The organism is Priestia megaterium, from assembly GCF_023824195.1.
GTDB classification, from domain to species: Bacteria; Bacillota; Bacilli; order Bacillales; family Bacillaceae_H; genus Priestia; species Priestia megaterium_D.
Window position 1 is genome coordinate 3,401,681 of the sequence record NZ_CP085442.1, and the last position, 16,860, is coordinate 3,418,540.

General features: G+C 37.0%; 16 protein-coding genes. 6 read left to right on the top strand and 10 right to left on the bottom strand.

From position 1 onward, the window contains the following. Nucleotides 1-86: 86 nt before the first annotated feature. From phaZ to LIS78_RS17545, 3 genes are all read right to left on the bottom strand, one after another. Nucleotides 87-983 (bottom strand): intracellular short-chain-length polyhydroxyalkanoate depolymerase, encoded by an 897-nt coding sequence (phaZ, locus tag LIS78_RS17535; RefSeq protein ID WP_252284090.1) that lies wholly within the window; start codon nucleotides 981-983, stop codon nucleotides 87-89. Nucleotides 984-1,190: 207 nt separating this feature from the next. Further along, nucleotides 1,191-1,382, bottom strand: a complete 192-nt coding sequence (locus LIS78_RS17540; RefSeq protein WP_013058089.1) for a hypothetical protein — start codon at nucleotides 1,380-1,382, stop codon at nucleotides 1,191-1,193. 89 nt (nucleotides 1,383-1,471) lie between these two features. Continuing rightward, nucleotides 1,472-2,002 carry an ECF transporter S component gene (locus LIS78_RS17545; protein ID WP_028414615.1) on the bottom strand — a complete coding sequence of 177 codons (531 nt, stop codon included), beginning with the start codon at nucleotides 2,000-2,002 and terminating at the stop codon, nucleotides 1,472-1,474. A gap of 422 nt (nucleotides 2,003-2,424) precedes the next feature. Here LIS78_RS17545 and LIS78_RS17550 point away from each other — a divergent pair, with 422 nt between their 5' ends. Beyond that, nucleotides 2,425-2,928, top strand: coding sequence for a YehS family protein (locus LIS78_RS17550; RefSeq protein ID WP_209150248.1), 504 nt, complete (start codon nucleotides 2,425-2,427; stop codon nucleotides 2,926-2,928). Between the two features lies 1 nt (nucleotide 2,929). After that, complete coding sequence (locus tag LIS78_RS17555) at nucleotides 2,930-3,637, top strand: M48 family metallopeptidase (protein WP_195782507.1); 708 nt, start codon at nucleotides 2,930-2,932, stop codon at nucleotides 3,635-3,637. A gap of 56 nt (nucleotides 3,638-3,693) precedes the next feature. On the opposite strand, the gene fbp is transcribed toward LIS78_RS17555, so the two are convergent. Then, nucleotides 3,694-5,622, bottom strand: coding sequence for a fructose-1,6-bisphosphatase (fbp, locus tag LIS78_RS17560; protein ID WP_195782506.1), 1,929 nt, complete (start codon nucleotides 5,620-5,622; stop codon nucleotides 3,694-3,696). An 873-nt stretch (nucleotides 5,623-6,495) separates the two neighbouring features. Further along, nucleotides 6,496-7,371, bottom strand: coding sequence for a YitT family protein (locus tag LIS78_RS17565; RefSeq protein ID WP_013084111.1), 876 nt, complete (start codon nucleotides 7,369-7,371; stop codon nucleotides 6,496-6,498). Nucleotides 7,372-7,661: 290 nt separating this feature from the next. On the opposite strand from LIS78_RS17565, the gene LIS78_RS17570 reads away from it, so the two are divergent. Further along, nucleotides 7,662-7,862: a cold-shock protein gene (locus LIS78_RS17570; protein ID WP_013058096.1), complete on the top strand. Its 201-nt coding sequence runs from the start codon at nucleotides 7,662-7,664 to the stop codon at nucleotides 7,860-7,862. 183 nt (nucleotides 7,863-8,045) lie between these two features. Here LIS78_RS17570 and LIS78_RS17575 read toward each other — a convergent pair whose 3' ends face one another. From LIS78_RS17575 to LIS78_RS17595, 5 genes are all read right to left on the bottom strand, one after another. Next, nucleotides 8,046-8,216: a hypothetical protein gene (locus tag LIS78_RS17575; protein ID WP_195782505.1), complete on the bottom strand. Its 171-nt coding sequence runs from the start codon at nucleotides 8,214-8,216 to the stop codon at nucleotides 8,046-8,048. A 321-nt stretch (nucleotides 8,217-8,537) separates the two neighbouring features. Further along, the gene (locus LIS78_RS17580; RefSeq protein WP_013056405.1) at nucleotides 8,538-8,741 is read right to left on the bottom strand and encodes a cold-shock protein; all 204 of its coding nucleotides are present in this window, start codon (nucleotides 8,739-8,741) and stop codon (nucleotides 8,538-8,540) included. Between the two features lie 291 nt (nucleotides 8,742-9,032). Beyond that, nucleotides 9,033-10,436, bottom strand: a complete 1,404-nt coding sequence (locus LIS78_RS17585; protein ID WP_252284091.1) for an MFS transporter — start codon at nucleotides 10,434-10,436, stop codon at nucleotides 9,033-9,035. Between the two features lie 1,194 nt (nucleotides 10,437-11,630). Continuing rightward, complete coding sequence (locus LIS78_RS17590; RefSeq protein WP_252284092.1) at nucleotides 11,631-12,536, bottom strand: TauD/TfdA dioxygenase family protein; 906 nt, start codon at nucleotides 12,534-12,536, stop codon at nucleotides 11,631-11,633. Between the two features lie 341 nt (nucleotides 12,537-12,877). Beyond that, nucleotides 12,878-14,092, bottom strand: a complete 1,215-nt coding sequence (locus LIS78_RS17595) for a threonine synthase (RefSeq protein ID WP_252284093.1) — start codon at nucleotides 14,090-14,092, stop codon at nucleotides 12,878-12,880. Nucleotides 14,093-14,498: 406 nt separating this feature from the next. Here LIS78_RS17595 and LIS78_RS17600 point away from each other — a divergent pair, with 406 nt between their 5' ends. From LIS78_RS17600 to LIS78_RS17610, 3 genes are all read left to right on the top strand, one after another. Then, nucleotides 14,499-15,725, top strand: a complete 1,227-nt coding sequence (locus LIS78_RS17600; protein ID WP_209150256.1) for a dicarboxylate/amino acid:cation symporter — start codon at nucleotides 14,499-14,501, stop codon at nucleotides 15,723-15,725. Nucleotides 15,726-15,779: 54 nt separating this feature from the next. Further along, a complete protein-coding gene (locus tag LIS78_RS17605; protein WP_195782501.1) occupies nucleotides 15,780-15,911 on the top strand; it encodes an FbpB family small basic protein in 132 nt (43 codons plus the stop codon). A 273-nt stretch (nucleotides 15,912-16,184) separates the two neighbouring features. Continuing rightward, the gene (locus tag LIS78_RS17610; protein ID WP_195782500.1) at nucleotides 16,185-16,856 is read left to right on the top strand and encodes a MarR family winged helix-turn-helix transcriptional regulator; all 672 of its coding nucleotides are present in this window, start codon (nucleotides 16,185-16,187) and stop codon (nucleotides 16,854-16,856) included. Nucleotides 16,857-16,860 lie beyond the last annotated feature (4 nt).

The following is a 16,860-nucleotide window of genomic DNA, read 5'->3' on the forward strand; positions in this document are numbered from 1 at the left end:
GACAGAATGGGTTTCTCATGTTAATTTAGAACATGCTGCATCTAGCAATAAAAAAACTTCTGTTAGCAGCGAAAATCTCACTTTTTCTAAGCCCTGCTTAAATTAGAGTTATATAAGTCCATTAAACTGCTTAAATCATCTAACAACGGGCAGTGACCCACACCTTTCATAATTTTTAATGTTGCATTTTCCCCTATGCCTTTCGCGATGTCAGATGCATCTCTTGTCGAAACCATCTTATCTTCGTCTCCTTGAATAACCATAGTAGGAATCTTAATTTTTTCCACCTCTCCTGTTCCTTGAACAACACCATTAAAATCGTTTGAAATATTAAATCTCATTAGTGCGTAATTTATATCAATTAAATTTCGCTGCTTGATCGTTTCTTCTAAATACTTTTCAAATTGATCAGCAGACGGCTTATTTTTTGTATATAAAAATTGACGCAGCATCATTTTTAAAAACCATGTGTTTTTTGTTTCTTTCGCGTTTTCTACCATTCTAAATGCTTCTTTTACTTCTTCTTTGGTTTGTATAAAGTTGTTAGGAACAGGGAGTTCTAGAAACGTTCTTCTTGGAATGGGATATCCTTTGATGTTGACGGAGCTTAAGAGAATTAAATTTTTGGCATCATTCGGATGATCAATCACATATTGCATAGCGACTGCTCCTCCTAATGACCATCCGCTTATTGTAAAAGCAGACAACTTTAAAGCATCTGCAAACAGTTTGACATCATCTGATAAGTCTTTGATTGTGTGGATAGGTGTATGATAAGTGGAGTCTCCAAATCCTCTTAAATCGATCGCATAAGCTGTGATATGTTCTGGAAGTTCGTTCATTAACACATCCCAGTTAAGGGAAGAATTCATGTTTCCGTGAATTAACAAAAGTACCTCTTTTCCGCCCTTTTTCATTCGGTAATTTACTGTTTCTCCATTTGATAATTCTACTTTTGCTTGTTCTAAAGCAGATACGGTCATCGCTATTTTCCTCTTTTCTTATATAATTAGAACGATCGCTAGCATTTATTTTTTAATACCCTATTTATCAAGATTTAAGCAGTTAGACAGAAGTTGTGCAAAAGCCAAAATAATTCTATGTTATTCTATTTGCTAAAAAAGACAGCCAAATAAGCGATTTGGCTGCCTTTTTATGATGAAGAAATATACGAATGAGCAAGAAGGCCATTACTTTTTCGGTGCGTCTAATGCTTGGTAGGCAAGCTGATATTTCCCGCCTTCAGCAACTTCTGCATGGTACAGAGCTTTAAGGGCAAAGTTTTTTTCAAGACTGTGCTCTTTCATCAGTCCATTCAGCTTACCTTGCAGTTCCTGATTGTCTTTAATAAGCTGTTTCATCTGTGATTTTAAATATTTCATGGTGTCTTCCGCTCCTTTCACTTGATGAATATCTATCAAGTATATCACTTAAGGATAGGATAATGGTAAAACGACTTACGATTGACCAATTAAATCTGTACAGCTCTGTTCTTTAGACGTCCTACAAGCGGAACGACGATGATACCGGCGATAACAACTTGCATCACATTTCCTGGTATAGAGCCAAGCGGAAGGATCCAGTTACCGTAAAGAATCACTTCGGCAAAATAGTAGCCTACGATTTTTACAATCAGCGCAGCAACAACTGCCAGTGTGTTCACAAGTGCTCTTTTACCAGGTGCTTTTTCAGATATAAGACCTGCTAAAAAGCCCATGGCCCCTACGATAATAAATGTAAACGGCGCCCATGCTGTCCAGCCGGAGATCAGATCGAATAACCCCATCCCAAAAGCCCCTGCGATGGCTCCTGTTTTTTTACCGTAAATAAAGGCTGCTATAAAAAGAGGAACGTTGCCTAAATGGATGAGGCCTCCGTTACCCATGATTGGAAGCTTTATGTTGATAAACATTGTAGCTACAAACGTCAGTGCGATAAAAAGCGCATGCATGGATAAAGCTTTGATTTTGGTTGATTCTCTTGGTGAGTATGTTGAATTCATTTGTTGACCTCTTTCTTTTTTTACTACTATCATACTCCTAATTACATACTAAATAAATACGTAAAACTATTTATTTAGTAAGGTATATCATTCTAGCAACACACAGGGATCCTCCAACTTCAAAAATTTTCCTATCCGTTCTTAAAAAAATAAAGCTGCCTCTGCTTCCTTTAGCAGACTGCGGCGCCTAATTTTTGTTATGGTAAAGAGTCTGTTCGGGCATAATATGAGCAAATCGTTCTTTTTCAAGAGTTGACGAAGGCTGATAAATATGAGAAGTTATATGTTTGTAGAAATGAATGGAATAACCTAGAATTCCAGCGGAACCTGTTACTATAATTGTACTGATATTGACCAAGTCCGTTCAGATTGTGACAGTCATGATTTTTACATACAGCAAGCAAGTTATAGGAGGAGCAAGAATGGATAATAACGATATTTTAATTAGATTACGATATGCCTTAGATTTAAAAAATACAGAAATGGTAGAGATCTTTAATCTTGGCGGAGTAGACGTAACAAAAGAAGACGTATTAAAGATCCTTACGAGAACACCGGACGAAGAGGACGAAGATGCAGTTCATGCGGACGATCATATACCGTGCACGAACAGTATGTTAGATTCTTTTTTAAACGGTTTTATTACCTTTAAAAGAGGAGAACAAGACCCTAAACCAGGGCAAGCTCCTCCAGCGCCGGTTCAGAGCAATCAAAATATGTATAACGTCTTATTAAAGAAAGTAAAAATTGCTTTATCCCTAACAAGTGAAGAGATGTTAGAAATATTCGACGACGGTGGAATACGCGTATCTAAAGCAGAATTAGGTGCATTATTAAGAAAAAAAGGCCATAAAAATTATAAAGCGTGCAAAGAGAATTTTGCTCGAAAATTCCTAAGAGGCTTAACCGTACAATATAGAGGATAAAATGATACACACTTTTTCAAATCAGAGTATCCATTATGAAATACGATATAAAAACCGAAGTTCTTTTGCGATCAAAGTAGACGGATACGGAACGGTCGAAGTCCTTGCTCCTAAAGGAACATCTACTGAACAAGTACGTATGTTATTAGAGAACAACTGGGCATTGATTCAGCAAAAAATAAACGAAATGAAAGATAGAACGCGTGGACCAAAGAAAAAAGTCTATGAACACGGAGAAAGCTTTTTGTATGTAGGAAAAAACTATCCGATACAGATTCATCACGATTCGACCATTACAAAGGATTCTGTAGTGTTTGAAGCGAACACGCTTCAGATTTATGTCAATCAGCACGACGATGAAGCGATAAAACAAGCGCTCAAACGCTTTTACTATCAACAATGTAAAGCGCTAGTAACCAAGAGTATCTCCTCCTATCAAAAACATTTTAAAACAAAGCCGCGCTCCATCTCGATTTCGGATAGTAAAAAAGCGTGGGGCACGTGTGACTCTAAGCGTCAGCTAACCTTTAACTGGCGGCTGGCAATGGCACCGCAACACGTAATTGATTACGTAGTCGTTCATGAAATGTGCCACATGGTTCACATGAATCATGATCGGTCCTTTTGGCGTCTTGTCGGGAAAATCATGCCCGATTATCGTGAACAAGAGAACTGGCTGGAAATGTCGAGCTGGGAAATGACGGTGTAGTACCGCTAAATAAAAAAGAGCAGAAGCCCCAGGGGCATACTGCTCTTTTTTTATCTTTAACTATAGCGATATTTTCTTAAATCTTTTAAAATAGAAATTTCTTTTAACAATTCTTCTCCAACGTTTGTTTCTAAAACCATTTTTCTTTCTAGTTCTTTGTCAACCAATCGCTTTACGGATAAGACGTCCGTTCCTTCTAATAAAATCTCTTCTTTTGAATTAAAGTGTTTGTGAGCGACTAGCTGCATGCCGTAAGAATTATATAATAACGTGTAGCCAGCAATCCCTGTTGTGGATTGATACGCTTTTGAAAAACCGCCGTCAATAACAATCATCTTTCCATTTGCTTTGACCGGGTTTTCTCCTTCAATTTCTTTGACTGGCGTATGACCATTAATAATATGACCGTGATCAGGATTCAGATTAAATTCTGCGAGGATGTTTTGGCAGACTTCCTCATTTTCCCGTAAATAGTAGTATGGATTCTTCTTCTCTTTATGCGTTGTCTTATCACTTATAAAATATCTTTCAAACGTCGTCATTGCGCGTTTCCCAAAGAGTGATGAATATTCTCCTGTCCATAGGTACCAGACCATATCTGTTGCCAAATCATCCGTTTCTTCAGGATGTGCAAAAGCCTCTTGTAAATAATGTTCAAACACATCAAGCAAGTTACGGCCTGCATATGTTTTATCTTCTATCGTCATTTTTTCCATGTTTCCTTCTTCATCTAAAGGAATGCAGCCGTGTATTAATAAGTTTCCGTTGTATTTCAAATAAAGGCTGCCTTTTTTCATAAGAAACTTCATATGTCTCGCCAGCTTTTCCGAATGCTGGACAGAAAGCAGCAGTCTTTCCATTACCTGCTCTTCTTCTTCTAATAGCTGATCAGGCTGCGCCGGATTAATCGTTGCAAAGCAGCTGTTTTCTAGCTGATACGTGTTTCCGTATATCGTAATTTCATTTTTGTCATAATCAATTTTTTCAAGCAACAGCCTTTCTGACATATTAAAGAAAGGACGTCTTTTTATAATCGGACTTTCAAGCTTGAACTGAATCATCGCAATGGCCTGATGAATTTTAGTAATTTGTAAGCGTTCGTGATCGGACAGTTTGTCACTCGAGCTTACTTTTGGTCTAAAAGCGGGATTATCATCATAGTATTTCTCCGCCAGGTTAAGCAGCGGTCTCAGGTTAATGCCATATACGTCTTCAATAATATCTAGATTGTCGTATCTCGCGCAGATACGAATAATATTTGCCAAGCACACTTTCGAACCGGCAAAAGCGCCTAGCCATAACACATCGTGATTTCCCCACTGAATATCAACGGAGTGATAGTTAATCAGCGTATCCATAATTTTATCCGGTTCAGGTCCGCGGTCATAAATATCCCCTACTACGTGCAGATGGTCCACAACCAATCTTTGCGTCGTATAAGCAAGCCCTATAATAAGCTTATCCGCTTGTCCCAGAGAAATAATCTGCTGAACAATCTTTGTATAGTACTGTTCTTTATTTGTAAATTCATCCGTTTTATATAGCAGCTCTTCAATAATGTACACAAATTGATCTGGCAATGCTTTACGCAGTTTAGAGCGCGTGTATTTAGAAGAAGCGTACGAAATGAGATTAAGCATGCGATCGATGATTTCGGTGTACCATTCATATAGTTCTTTTTTGTTTCGAAACTGCGCTTTAATCAACGGTAATTTTTCTTCAGGATAATACACTAATGTCGCAAATTCATTGATTTCTTTGTCAGATAATACATTTTTAAAAAGGTCCTTGATTTTCTCTTTTACATTTCCTGAACCATTTCGCAGCACGTGCTGAAAGGCTTGATACTCGCCGTGTAAATCACTGACAAAATGTTCGGTCCCCTTTGGCAGATGAAGAATAGCTTCAAGGTTAATAATTTCGGTTACCACTTTTTCTTCCGTATCATACTTTTGTGCAAGTAAATCTAGATATTTTGTGTTCAAAACTATGTATCCCCTTTCAACGTTCACCATTTAGTATAATCACCGTTATAACCCTGTAAGATAAATTGTGATTATAATGTTACGCACCTCTTATTTAACTCTTTTCTCTCCATGCCTCACCTCTTTATTTTAACCTATTTTACGTATAGGTAAAATGGTATAAAGTCTATTTGTCTATAAAGATTAATCGATCTTGCCCCCTTGAAGATGAAAACTAGCTGGTAACATAAAAAAACCTGCTGATCTCAGTCAGCAGGTCCGATACATATGAAAGAAGCGCACATAATTAAGAAAGTTTACTCCGACCTCTATACAATAGCAGATTTTTTCTTCCCCCGCTGTGAGAAAACGCACAGCGCCAAGTCCTTGGTGATGGTACGATAAAGATGACCTTTCTGAGACAGGAAAAGTCATCCTTTGTATTATATAAGAACCATCATTCTGTTGAATCTCTGTTCTTTTATGTTCAGAGATTTTTTCTGCTGGATTTGTTAGATGAAGCACGATAGGAAAGTTAATACAAATACATATGGTACACGTAGGCTATCTGAGTCTGCTGTTTATTCATTAACGAAGGAAGAATTTGGATGCGTCTTTTACTAGTAGCAATTGCTTCTATTATAATATAGAGCGCTGTATCAAAAGAAATTGTTAAATCTTCAAAGAAGAAAAACAAAGGAACAATCATCACTTTAACTCTGACCGTTTCACTTTTTCAGCATATCCGGTTTTAAAACCCTCCGCTAAGCAAGTGGATTTTACGATATAAAAAAGCAGCGGATGTAAAACATCACGCTGCTTTTCTTACCTCTACACCCCCGTCTAAAAGTGGATTATTGTAGAGTGTTCGTACAAATGTAGTGATTTATGAACTTAGTGAATATTATTCTTTCTGAAATTACCGCCTTTAACTTCCGCTACGTCATATACCGTAACAAAAGCCGTTGGGTCAATTTCGTTGATAATTTCTTTCATTTTGCTTTCTTCCAAGCGGTTGATTACGCAAGTGATTTCCTTAAATTTTTCATGAGAATAACCGCCGTAAGCTTCTTTGTATGTAGCGCTTCGACCTAAACGATCACGTATTGTCTCTACCATTAATGCAGGCTGAGAAGTGATAATCTGGAAGGTTTTCGATCCGCTTAACCCTACCTCTACGATGTGAATAACTTTGGATGCAATAAAGTATGCAATTGCAGAAAGAATCGCGCCTTGCAGACCAAATACTAATGAAACGAAAATAAATACAAATGCATTTAAGAACAAAATAAGATCACTTGTTCCAAACGGCAGTTTTCGAGAAAGCAGCACGGCCAGCATATCGATGCCATCTAAGGCTCCGCCGTTACGAAGTGCAATTCCCATTCCAAACCCAAGGATAATACCGCCAACAACGGTTACGAGTAGTGTATCTCCTTCAATAATTGCTGGAGTGTGATGCATGAGGCTAGTACCGACAGCTAATGAGACGATTCCGAGGATGGAAAATATGGCAAAGCTTTTCCCGATTTGTTGATATCCTAACCATACAAAAGGAATGTTAATAACGGCAATGAGAACCCCGAGTGGCAAGCCAAATAGGTTTGAAGCAACGATGCTAATGCCTGTTACTCCTCCATCTGAAACATGATTTGGAATTAAGACAGTTTCTAAGCCGTAAGCTGCAATAATCCCTCCGATAATGACCATTAATGCTCGGAAAGCAATTTTTAGCCGCTTAGGCCTGTGATGTTTTTTAGGTGTGTTCATATAATTCCTCACTTTTAAATGTTTTTTACTATTTAAGTGTACCACAAACATTCTCTTTATTTGAACTAAGGAGGCTTACGTATCGTTTTTTAGCTCACATAGTGCAAACATAGATAAAGGAGAACTTCTAGCTGTACAGACTCTATCCTTGCAATAAGTCCCTATTTCTGTTAAGTTTAAGAAGAATTATTTTTGTTCGGTAAAGATTGATAAGTTAATTAACTTTCGTCTGTAGATTTGGGCAAGGATAGTAACACAATGTGTGCGTGTCACACTAGGAGGCAACACTTATGGAACAAGGTAAAGTAAAATGGTTTAACGCAGAAAAAGGTTTTGGATTCATCGAACGCGAAAACGGAGACGATGTATTCGTACATTTCTCAGCAATCCAAAGCGAAGGCTTCAAATCTTTAGACGAAGGTCAAGCAGTTACATTTGACGTAGAACAAGGTCAACGCGGCCCTCAAGCTTCTAACGTTCAAAAAGCGTAATCCATCATAAATATAAAAAGACAGACTCCATGGAGTCTGTCTTTTTCGTTTCCTTGAAAATGTAATAATAAAACCCTATCCACTGAGGAATAGGGCTTATTAATACAAAAATAGTAATCGGTAATACAAATGGTAAATTCAGTATAGCATAGTATAGACAAAATCCAAACTATAAATCAATATTTATTCATGTTTCATTAATTCTTCTTCAAAGAAAAACGTACTTGGATATTTATCCACTGTATAAGAGTATCTTTTCATGTTTTTTACATAATGGCTTTTTAAGATGATCACTATTTCATTAGATGCTTTTATATTTACAATTTCTCCATTAGTAAATAAGCTTATACTCATATCCCTCATCCTCTCTCCTATCAAAAATAATCAAATTTTTAACTTTATTTGTCGGGAAATATAATGTGCATCTCTCAATGGCTAATCCAGCGAAGGTTAGTTATTTTTGATACCTTCAGGCGTATATGTACTCCTAAAGCATATAGTTCTATAACCATAAGGGGTTTTTTCTATTTTTTGCGACACGGGATTTTACATATAGGTAAACCTTCGTTAATAGCATTCTGTCTCCAATGTCTGTACTTATTTTTTAAGTAATCTTTTTAAATTATTAAAATCCAAAGTAAAAAGACCCCTATGTGGAGTCTTTTTTAGTTTTAATTATGCTACTTTATGAACGTTAGCAGCTTGTGCTCCACGTTGACCTTGTTCGATATCAAACGTCACTTTTTGACCTTCTTCTAGTGATTTAAAGCCTTCACCTTGAATAGAGCTGAAATGTACGAATACATCGTCTCCGCCTTCAATTTCGATAAAGCCGAAGCCTTTGTCTGCATTAAACCATTTCACTGTACCTTGTTCCATAAGTGTTGCCTCCTGGTGTGGAATACTCCACGCTTGTATTACTACCCTTGTCCAACCATACTATCTTAAGATAAAAAATTCTATGGAAGAGATTTCTCTTCTCTCAATCTTATACCGAACAAAAATAATTAACTCAATCGTAACATACAGAATCAAAGATAGCAAATACAGGGAATGGGATAAATTATTGAATGATAAAAAGAGCCTTCTCTATGCTATACAAGGAGAAGGCTCTTTTTAAGTGTTCATATTTTGCGCAGCAGTTAATGTAGCAGCTGCTTTTTATTTACTTTATTTTTCTGTTTGCTCTGTGTGCCACCATAATGAATCTTTTGGATTTTCAACTGCTTCATTGTATTCAGATTTAGAAGCAACCGTTGGGTATGAACCTTTGAGTGATTTTCCTGCCGTGTTCGCAAACAAGAATAAAATCACGAAAAATCCGATGATGCTCACGATGGTTAAATAGAACGCTGGAGCCAAATGATTGCCTGTTGCGTGAACTAACCATGTCGCAACTAATGGCGTCGTTCCTCCAAAGATAGAAACTGAAACATTAAACGTGATCGCTAATGTTCGGTAGCGAATATCTGTGTAGAACATTGTTGGCAGCGTTCCTGGCATTGTTCCTTCATACGTAGCAAGGAGGATACCTAGAATAAGAATACCGATTGAAACAAAGACTAAACCATTTAAGTTGATTAAATAGAACGAAAAGGCTGACAGTAAGCTCAATCCGCCTAAACCGATTAAGAAAACTTTCTTGTTTCCGATTTTGTCGCTCAGTTTTCCAAACATAAGAGCAAGCGGCACCATTAAAATCATAACTGCCGTAATTAATACCGTACCAACTGTGTTTGATAAACCAATAATTTCATTTAAATAAGAAGGCATGTACGATAATAGCATATAGTTTGTAATGTTAAAGAAAGCCACGGCCACGAAACAAACAAACACATCTTTTTTGTGATTTTTTAAAATAGAGAGGAAGCTTTCTTCTTCAACTTCGTCTTCGTTGGAAAGTTCATTTTCAAAAATAGGTGTTTCCCCTAAACTTCTTCGTAAATAAAAACCAATAAGTCCTAAAGGCAATCCTAATAAGAAGGGAATTCTCCAGCCCCATGAGGCCATCTGTTCATCCGACAGAACAAAAAACAGTAAGCTAGCTAGCAGTGAAGCAAGAATATAACCAACAAGTGTACCGATTTCTAGTCCACTTCCAAGCACATTTCGCTTATTGTCTGGAGACGATTCTGCAATATACACCATCGCACCAGCATATTCACCACCAGTTGAAAAACCTTGAATGATTCGTGCAATTAATAAAAGGATGGGTGCCCATATACCGATTTGATCATATGTAGGTAACAACCCAATGAGTAATGTGGAAAAGGCCATTAAAATAATGGTGGTGGTTAAAACGACTTTCCTTCCTAACTTGTCTCCAATTTTACCGAATATAATACCGCCTAATGGACGCATTAAAAAGGCAATCGCAAATGTGGCAAATGTGAATACTAATTTGAGCTGATCATTTTCAACTGCGCTAAAAAAGTTTTGACTAATAATCACGGCTAAATATGAATACAAGCCAAAGTCAAACCATTCCATTGCGTTTCCTACTCCTGTAGCAAAGACGCTTTTTTTAGCTTTGTCAATATCTACGACGTTAATTTTTTTCTTGTTAAACTTCATTTCATTACGTCACCTCCGCGGTATACGATTATACAAGACTGAGTAGTAAAGTCAAATTTGACTTACTGTATTTCACACTTAAATGTGTTGGAACACTCCTTATTTTTAAGTAAAAAACGAAAACTATTCATCTGACGTTAAATATAAAAAAGGTTAGAGCTAAGGGGGTTAGAGCCAAAAAAATGCTGAAGAATGAACGTTGATAAAGAAATTAATTAAAACTAAAATAAATTTTTTTATTTCAGCCTGAATTAAGTTACAATCCAGCTCCGCTAAAGAAATAATCTTTATCAAACATAGAAATCGCTTTCTACGGGGTTTCACTCGCTGAAACAGTACCTTGTCGTTAAAAATAACGCATTTAGTTTATAATGTGCTCGTTATTAATTTTCACTCAGATCACCTGACAATTATTGTTATAATCTGTTAGATATAAACTTCAAGAGCTGGCTGGGGTTCTAGAGATAAAAATTCAACTCCTTTCTCGGTATAATCGTTCATGGCTTCAGGTAAGGCTTCTACTGTACAAGTAAGCTGATTTACAATGTGACTTTTGGCATATTCTTCAAGAAGAATACTATAAATGAGCTCAGCTTCCTCACCAAGCTGTTTCTCCAGATGGAAAGATGCCCTCTTTCTTTTCTTAGTTACCCCATAAGACGAACTTTAAACCTAAATATATCCGTATAGATTTGAACATAAAGATTCACACTTATTACAATTATTTACATATAATGAACGTCTTATCTATGATAAATGAAGACGATTTATAATGTGCTGAGTGTTGTATTTTTTTGAAAATTACTGATTTTTCTCGTCTTCTCTCTAAAAATAGAGAGAAACTAGCACCGCTGTTAATTTCCGTGCAAGGCTTCGCTTTCCGCGGGCGGCCGATGAGCCTCCTCGTCCCTTCTGCTCCTGCGGGGTCTCACCTATTCCGCTTTTCCCGCAGGAGTCTTCGTTTTGCCCTCCAAATCAACAGCTAGAAGCAACTACATACATGCAACCTGCGTTCACCATAACAATGAAAAAATCCGAACGAGTTTGATTCTTATTCAAGAATCTCGACTCATCGTTCGGATTTCCCTTCAACTAAAATACTTTTGTCTCAGCCTTTTCTTATAGGTGCCAAACTTTTATCTCACCTGCCTTTGTTTTAAAAGAAACATACTGATACAAAATAGAACCCTATTTTCATTCTTCTCTTTTATAAGTAATACTCGTTTGTCCATCGATACTCACTGGCACTTCACCAATTAAGGTAACTCGTCTCATAACGCGGTGCGTTTCCCCGTAGTCATTAATTGCATAATGCTGGGTTGCGCGGTTATCCCATATAGCAATATCACCAGCTTTCCAGTGCCAGCGAACTGTGTTTTCTAATCTTGTTACATGATCTTGCAGAACCGAAAAAAGATGATTTGAATCCGAAGAAGATAACCTTTTGATTTTTTTCACAAAATGTCCTAACACTAACGTACGCTCTCCCGTTTCGGGGTGAATTCTTACAACTGGATGTTCTGTTTCATAGACAGTAGAAGCGAATACTTTACGGTGACGTTCTAATTCTTCTTGCGAACGATTAGGATGTCTTCCGCCGTAATCATAGTCATTCGTATGCACCGCCCAAAGCTGATCAGCTAGCTGACGAAGCTCTGACGGGAGGCTTTGATAGGCAACTGCTGTATTTGCCCAAACTGTATCCCCTCCCGCTTCTGGAACAACTACGGCTCGAAGGATAGATGCCTTTGGATATGTATCGATGAACGTTACATCGGTATGCCAAGAATTAGCTCGTCCTCCTTGTTCAGAATCAAGTTCGAATAAATAATTGCTGCCTTCTTTGATAGGAACGGTAGGATGTGCTTCTGGTTCACCAAATAACGTAGCGAAAGCCTCTTGTTCAGCATCGTCAATATGCCCTTGTCCTCTAAAAAAGATTACTTTATGCTTTAGCAGCGCTTTGTTAATGGCATTGACTGTCTCAGCATCCAAATTCGAAGACAAATGTACTCCTTTTATTTCTGCTCCAATGTGACCAGCGATGGGCTGTACTTCTAAAACCGAATTTTTTGCTACGCTTTTGCTAACTGTACTCATGATACGTCCTCCTCGTAAGTTCCCTAAAAAGAGAGCTTTTCATTTTTTAATAACAAATTCATTTTCTCGAATATAGCCGTATTCCTAAAACGCAAAAAGGACCAGTCCATTCGCTTGAGCGATCGTCCGGCCCAAGTTGCCTGGTAGCATTACATACAGTTTAATTCCAAGTAAATCAATTTGTTTAATTGAATAATAGATTACCAGTGAAAATAAGTCAATATATTTAAAATAGTCTAAATTTTAAGTTTACTATTCATGATGTGAAAGAAGATGAAATTAAAAAATAGATCTCCGCTTAGACTGTTTAAAGTCGGAGATCTATTTGGGTGTTTCTTGCTTTATTTTTTAGTTAGGCTGCCATTTCGCTCTAAAATAGGTACTTCAATATCTACTGTGTTTGGATATTTAACTCCAAGTCCTGTATTTAAAGCAACAACCGTTTCATTTTCTTTAATCCATCCTTCTTCTCTCAAACGGCGTGCAGCTAAGAACGTAGCAGCACCTTCAGGACAAATGAACGAACCTTCAAGCTGCGCAACCTTTTTTTGCTCTTCAACAATCTTATCTTCGTCCACCGCAATAGCACATCCATTTGTATTGTAGACTGCTTCTAAAACAAGAAAGTCCCCGATCGCTTTTGGTACATTGATACCAAAGGCAATCGTTGAAGAATCTGGCCAAAATTCAGATTCTTGTTTTCTCTCATTCCATGCTTTTACAATAGGGGCGCAGTTTTCAGCTTGTACGGCAACTAGGCGAGGAAGATCACCTTTAATCCAGCCAAGCTCTTTTAATTCATTTAACGCTTTATAGATGCCGATTAAACCAACGCCTCCTCCTGTTGGATATAAAATCACATCAGGAAGATTCCAAGAAAACTGTTCAGCAATTTCCAGGCCCATTGTTTTTTTACCTTCTATTCGGTACGGCTCCTTAAGCGTAGAAGCATCATAAAGACCCCAGGCTTTAATAGCCTCACCGACAATTTTACCCGCATCGCTGATGAGTCCATCTACTAAGTAAAGGTCAGCTCCAGCGACAGCACACTCATTTCGTGTAATAACAGGCGCATCTTTTGGCATGACAACGGTTGCTTTTATGTCAGCGCGTGACGAATAAAGCGACCAAGCAGCTCCTGCGTTGCCATTTGTAGGCATCGCTAACTGTTCAACGCCAAGTTCTTTTGCTTTTGACACACCTACAGCGGCGCCTCTAGCTTTAAATGATCCCGTTGGAATAATGCCTTCATCTTTCATATATAAGTTTTGAATATTCATTTCTTTACCTAGCTTAGGCATTTTTATAAGCGGAGTCATCCCTTCTCCTAAGGAAACGACGTTTTCTGGATCCTCTACTGGAAGCAGTTCATGATATCTCCATAGATTTGGTTCTCTGCTTTGGAGATCTTCTGGACTTAGATTGTCTTTCAGTCTCTCTAAATCATACGCTACTAATAAAGGTGAGCCACATTCACATAATTGATGTTTTTCTTTTGGACTATATTCTTTTTTACATTTAGGACAATATAAATGAGAAACATAACTAAACGGCATCATACACACTCCTTTAAATTCTTTAAACATAATACCATATATAAAATATAAATTATAGTATTTTTATCAGAATTATAAGGTATGATATCTCCATCATGTTATTAGTCATTAATAAAAGCACAAAAACCCTAGTAAATTAGGGTTTTTGTGCTTTTTTCGACTTTATATATATTACTTTTTTTAGAATTAATCCCAGTAATTTTAGATAGAAACGTAAAAAATAAACGAAATTCACACTTTACTTATAGGAATAATTGTTTTAGTATGTAAAAAGATATTTGAAGGAGGTAGTTAAGGTGAATGCACTTTCGATAGTGAGTAAACGTAATAACAGAATCTGTACTTGTCTAATTCTCAAAGGTTACTAACACATAAACAATACTACACTACAAGGAGAATTAGACAGATGGCTGCAAAAAATAGATTTAAACTTAATTTAGGATTACAAGTGATTATTGGATTAATTCTTGGATTGATCGTTGGTTACTTCAGTAAAGAAGTTGGTTTGAAGTTAGAGATACTGGGAAAAGCTTTTATTCAGCTTATTCAAATGGTGATTGTTCCTCTTGTTTTTCCCTTAATCGTATTAGGGATAACAGGGATGCATGATACAAAAAAGCTGGGACGAGTAGCATTTAAAACCCTTCTCTATTTTGAGATTGTTACTACAGTATTGATTATATTAGGAATACTCATTGCTAAAGTAACAAATGTAGGTGGACATATGCATGTAGGTGCAGTGGATACTTCTTCGTTAGGAAACCTGGCAAAAGGCATCGATTTTGGAGAGTTTTTCTTAAGTATTATTCCAAGTAATATTGTAGAAGCAATGGCGCAAGGAAAGCTGTTGCCGATTATTTTCTTTGGCATTTTTGTAGGGTTAGCTCTTACATCACTTGAGGAGAAAGCCAAACCGGTTATTACATTCTTTGAAGCATGGTTACAAGCGATGTTTAAAGTAGTCGAATACGCGGTATCATTTGCCCCAGTTGGCGTATTTGGATTTATCTCTTTCAGCGTGGCTAAATACGGGATTGGCAGCTTGCTTTCTTTAGGTCAATTTGTAGGTATTACGTATTTATCTTTTGCCATTACGGCATTTGTGGTGTTTCCTATTATCGCACTTATTTTCCGTATCCCTTATAAAGAACTGTTAAAAAGAACGGCAGATTTAATTTTATTAACGTTTACAACGCGCAGCTCAGAAGCTTCTATGCCGCTGCTCATTCATCGATTAGAAAAGTTCGGAGTGTCACGTTCTGTCACTTCTTTTGTATTACCAACCGGCTACTCTTTTAATCTAGATGGAGCTAGCATCTATATCAGTGTTGCTATTATCTTTCTTGCCAATGTATATAACTTACCTCTTAGTCTTGAACAAATTATTGTGATTATTGGTTTATTAATGCTTATGACGAAAGGATTAGCAGGCGTCCCTTCAGCTGTCATCGTTGTACTGTTAGCTGCCGCGAAAGAAATTGGCTTACCTGCAGAAGGAGTCGCTTTATTATTAGCAGTTGATTTCTTTGTAGACATGGGCCGTTCAGCATTAAATGTCGTAGGAAACTCTTTAGCTACTGTTATTATCGCAAAGTCTGAGAAGTCGTTTCATTTTAATGCCGAGGACAAATAACAGTACATTCACCCTCATGATTCAAAAACACGATAGTCAGAAAGAAGTGTTAGTTTGTTTAAACAAAGAAAATCATTTGAAGAGCTGGTAAAAGAAAATAAACAAGCATTATTAAAAGACAAAAAAGCAATGGAGAAAATCGAAAAACGTATTGAAAAACGCCATGAAGTGATAAAGCTAACTTAGTACAGTTAGCTTTATCACTTTATTTTGTAATCATATCTTTTAGCAAACTTACTTAATCAAGTAAGGGATTTCTATAGAATATACAGCTTTTATGCATATGTTTAACTTTGTCAAAGTATCTTTTTTATAAGAAATTGACATTTTAGTAAGGTACCTTTATTATTTGATAAGGTACCTTATTTTTATTTCAAATGAATCCTTCCTATCTTATTAAAAGGATAAAATTTTTTATGTAGATAAGTGCAGCGTTAAATTAGTAAGGAGGCTTTTATCATGAATGAAAGAGATAACGAATATTTACACGAGCAAGATTTGATTGATCAATTTTTCAGGTTCCAGAGACAGCTGGCAAGATACCAGCGACACTACTTTATTAATCGAAGAGATGCTGGAGCACTAGGTGATCAGCACCGGGGGCAAGGACGGATATTAAAATTATTAAAATTGCAGCCTAAAACTACACAAAAAGAGCTGTCGTACTTACTGGATATGAGACCTCAGTCAATAGGTGAATTACTTAGTAAGTTAGAAAGAAAAGGTTACATTGTTCGTACGCCATCTGAGAAAGATCGGCGAGTACTTTCCGTTGAGCTAACAGAAGCTGGACTAGAAGCTATCGAGGCTACGGAGGAACAAAACAATAACTCAGGCATCTTTGATGTTCTTTCAGAAGAAGAGCAGGATACTCTTTCACATTTAATGCAAAAGTTAAATACTTATTTAGATGAAGAAATGTTAAAACAAGGTCATGATGAAAATCAAGAATTTCGACGCCATAATGACCTACGAGGATTTGGACCTCACCACAGATTCTTTGGTGGTGATCCAGAGCATGGGCCAAGAGGTTTTGGGCGCGGACCTTGGGGAGACGGTGCTGAATTTAGAACACCGAGATTTAGAAACCGAAATCCCCGAGAAACTAATAGAGATAATAACGAGAAATGATTCA

Excerpts from the sequence above, each read along its gene's own strand:
- phaZ (WP_252284090.1), bottom strand. The coding sequence starts at position 983 with ATGACCGTATCTGCTTTAGAACAAGCAAAAGTAGAATTATCAAATGGA.
- LIS78_RS17540 (WP_013058089.1), bottom strand. The coding sequence starts at position 1,382 with ATGAAATATTTAAAATCACAGATGAAACAGCTTATTAAAGACAATCAG.
- LIS78_RS17545 (WP_028414615.1), bottom strand. The coding sequence starts at position 2,002 with ATGAATTCAACATACTCACCAAGAGAATCAACCAAAATCAAAGCTTTA.
- LIS78_RS17550 (WP_209150248.1), top strand. The coding sequence starts at position 2,425 with ATGGATAATAACGATATTTTAATTAGATTACGATATGCCTTAGATTTA.
- LIS78_RS17555 (WP_195782507.1), top strand. The coding sequence starts at position 2,930 with ATGATACACACTTTTTCAAATCAGAGTATCCATTATGAAATACGATAT.
- LIS78_RS17565 (WP_013084111.1), bottom strand. The coding sequence starts at position 7,371 with ATGAACACACCTAAAAAACATCACAGGCCTAAGCGGCTAAAAATTGCT.
- LIS78_RS17570 (WP_013058096.1), top strand. The coding sequence starts at position 7,662 with ATGGAACAAGGTAAAGTAAAATGGTTTAACGCAGAAAAAGGTTTTGGA.
- LIS78_RS17575 (WP_195782505.1), bottom strand. The coding sequence starts at position 8,216 with ATGAGTATAAGCTTATTTACTAATGGAGAAATTGTAAATATAAAAGCA.
- LIS78_RS17580 (WP_013056405.1), bottom strand. The coding sequence starts at position 8,741 with ATGGAACAAGGTACAGTGAAATGGTTTAATGCAGACAAAGGCTTCGGC.
- LIS78_RS17585 (WP_252284091.1), bottom strand. The coding sequence starts at position 10,436 with ATGAAGTTTAACAAGAAAAAAATTAACGTCGTAGATATTGACAAAGCT.
- LIS78_RS17590 (WP_252284092.1), bottom strand. The coding sequence starts at position 12,536 with ATGAGTACAGTTAGCAAAAGCGTAGCAAAAAATTCGGTTTTAGAAGTA.
- LIS78_RS17595 (WP_252284093.1), bottom strand. The coding sequence starts at position 14,092 with ATGCCGTTTAGTTATGTTTCTCATTTATATTGTCCTAAATGTAAAAAA.
- LIS78_RS17600 (WP_209150256.1), top strand. The coding sequence starts at position 14,499 with ATGGCTGCAAAAAATAGATTTAAACTTAATTTAGGATTACAAGTGATT.
- LIS78_RS17610 (WP_195782500.1), top strand. The coding sequence starts at position 16,185 with ATGAATGAAAGAGATAACGAATATTTACACGAGCAAGATTTGATTGAT.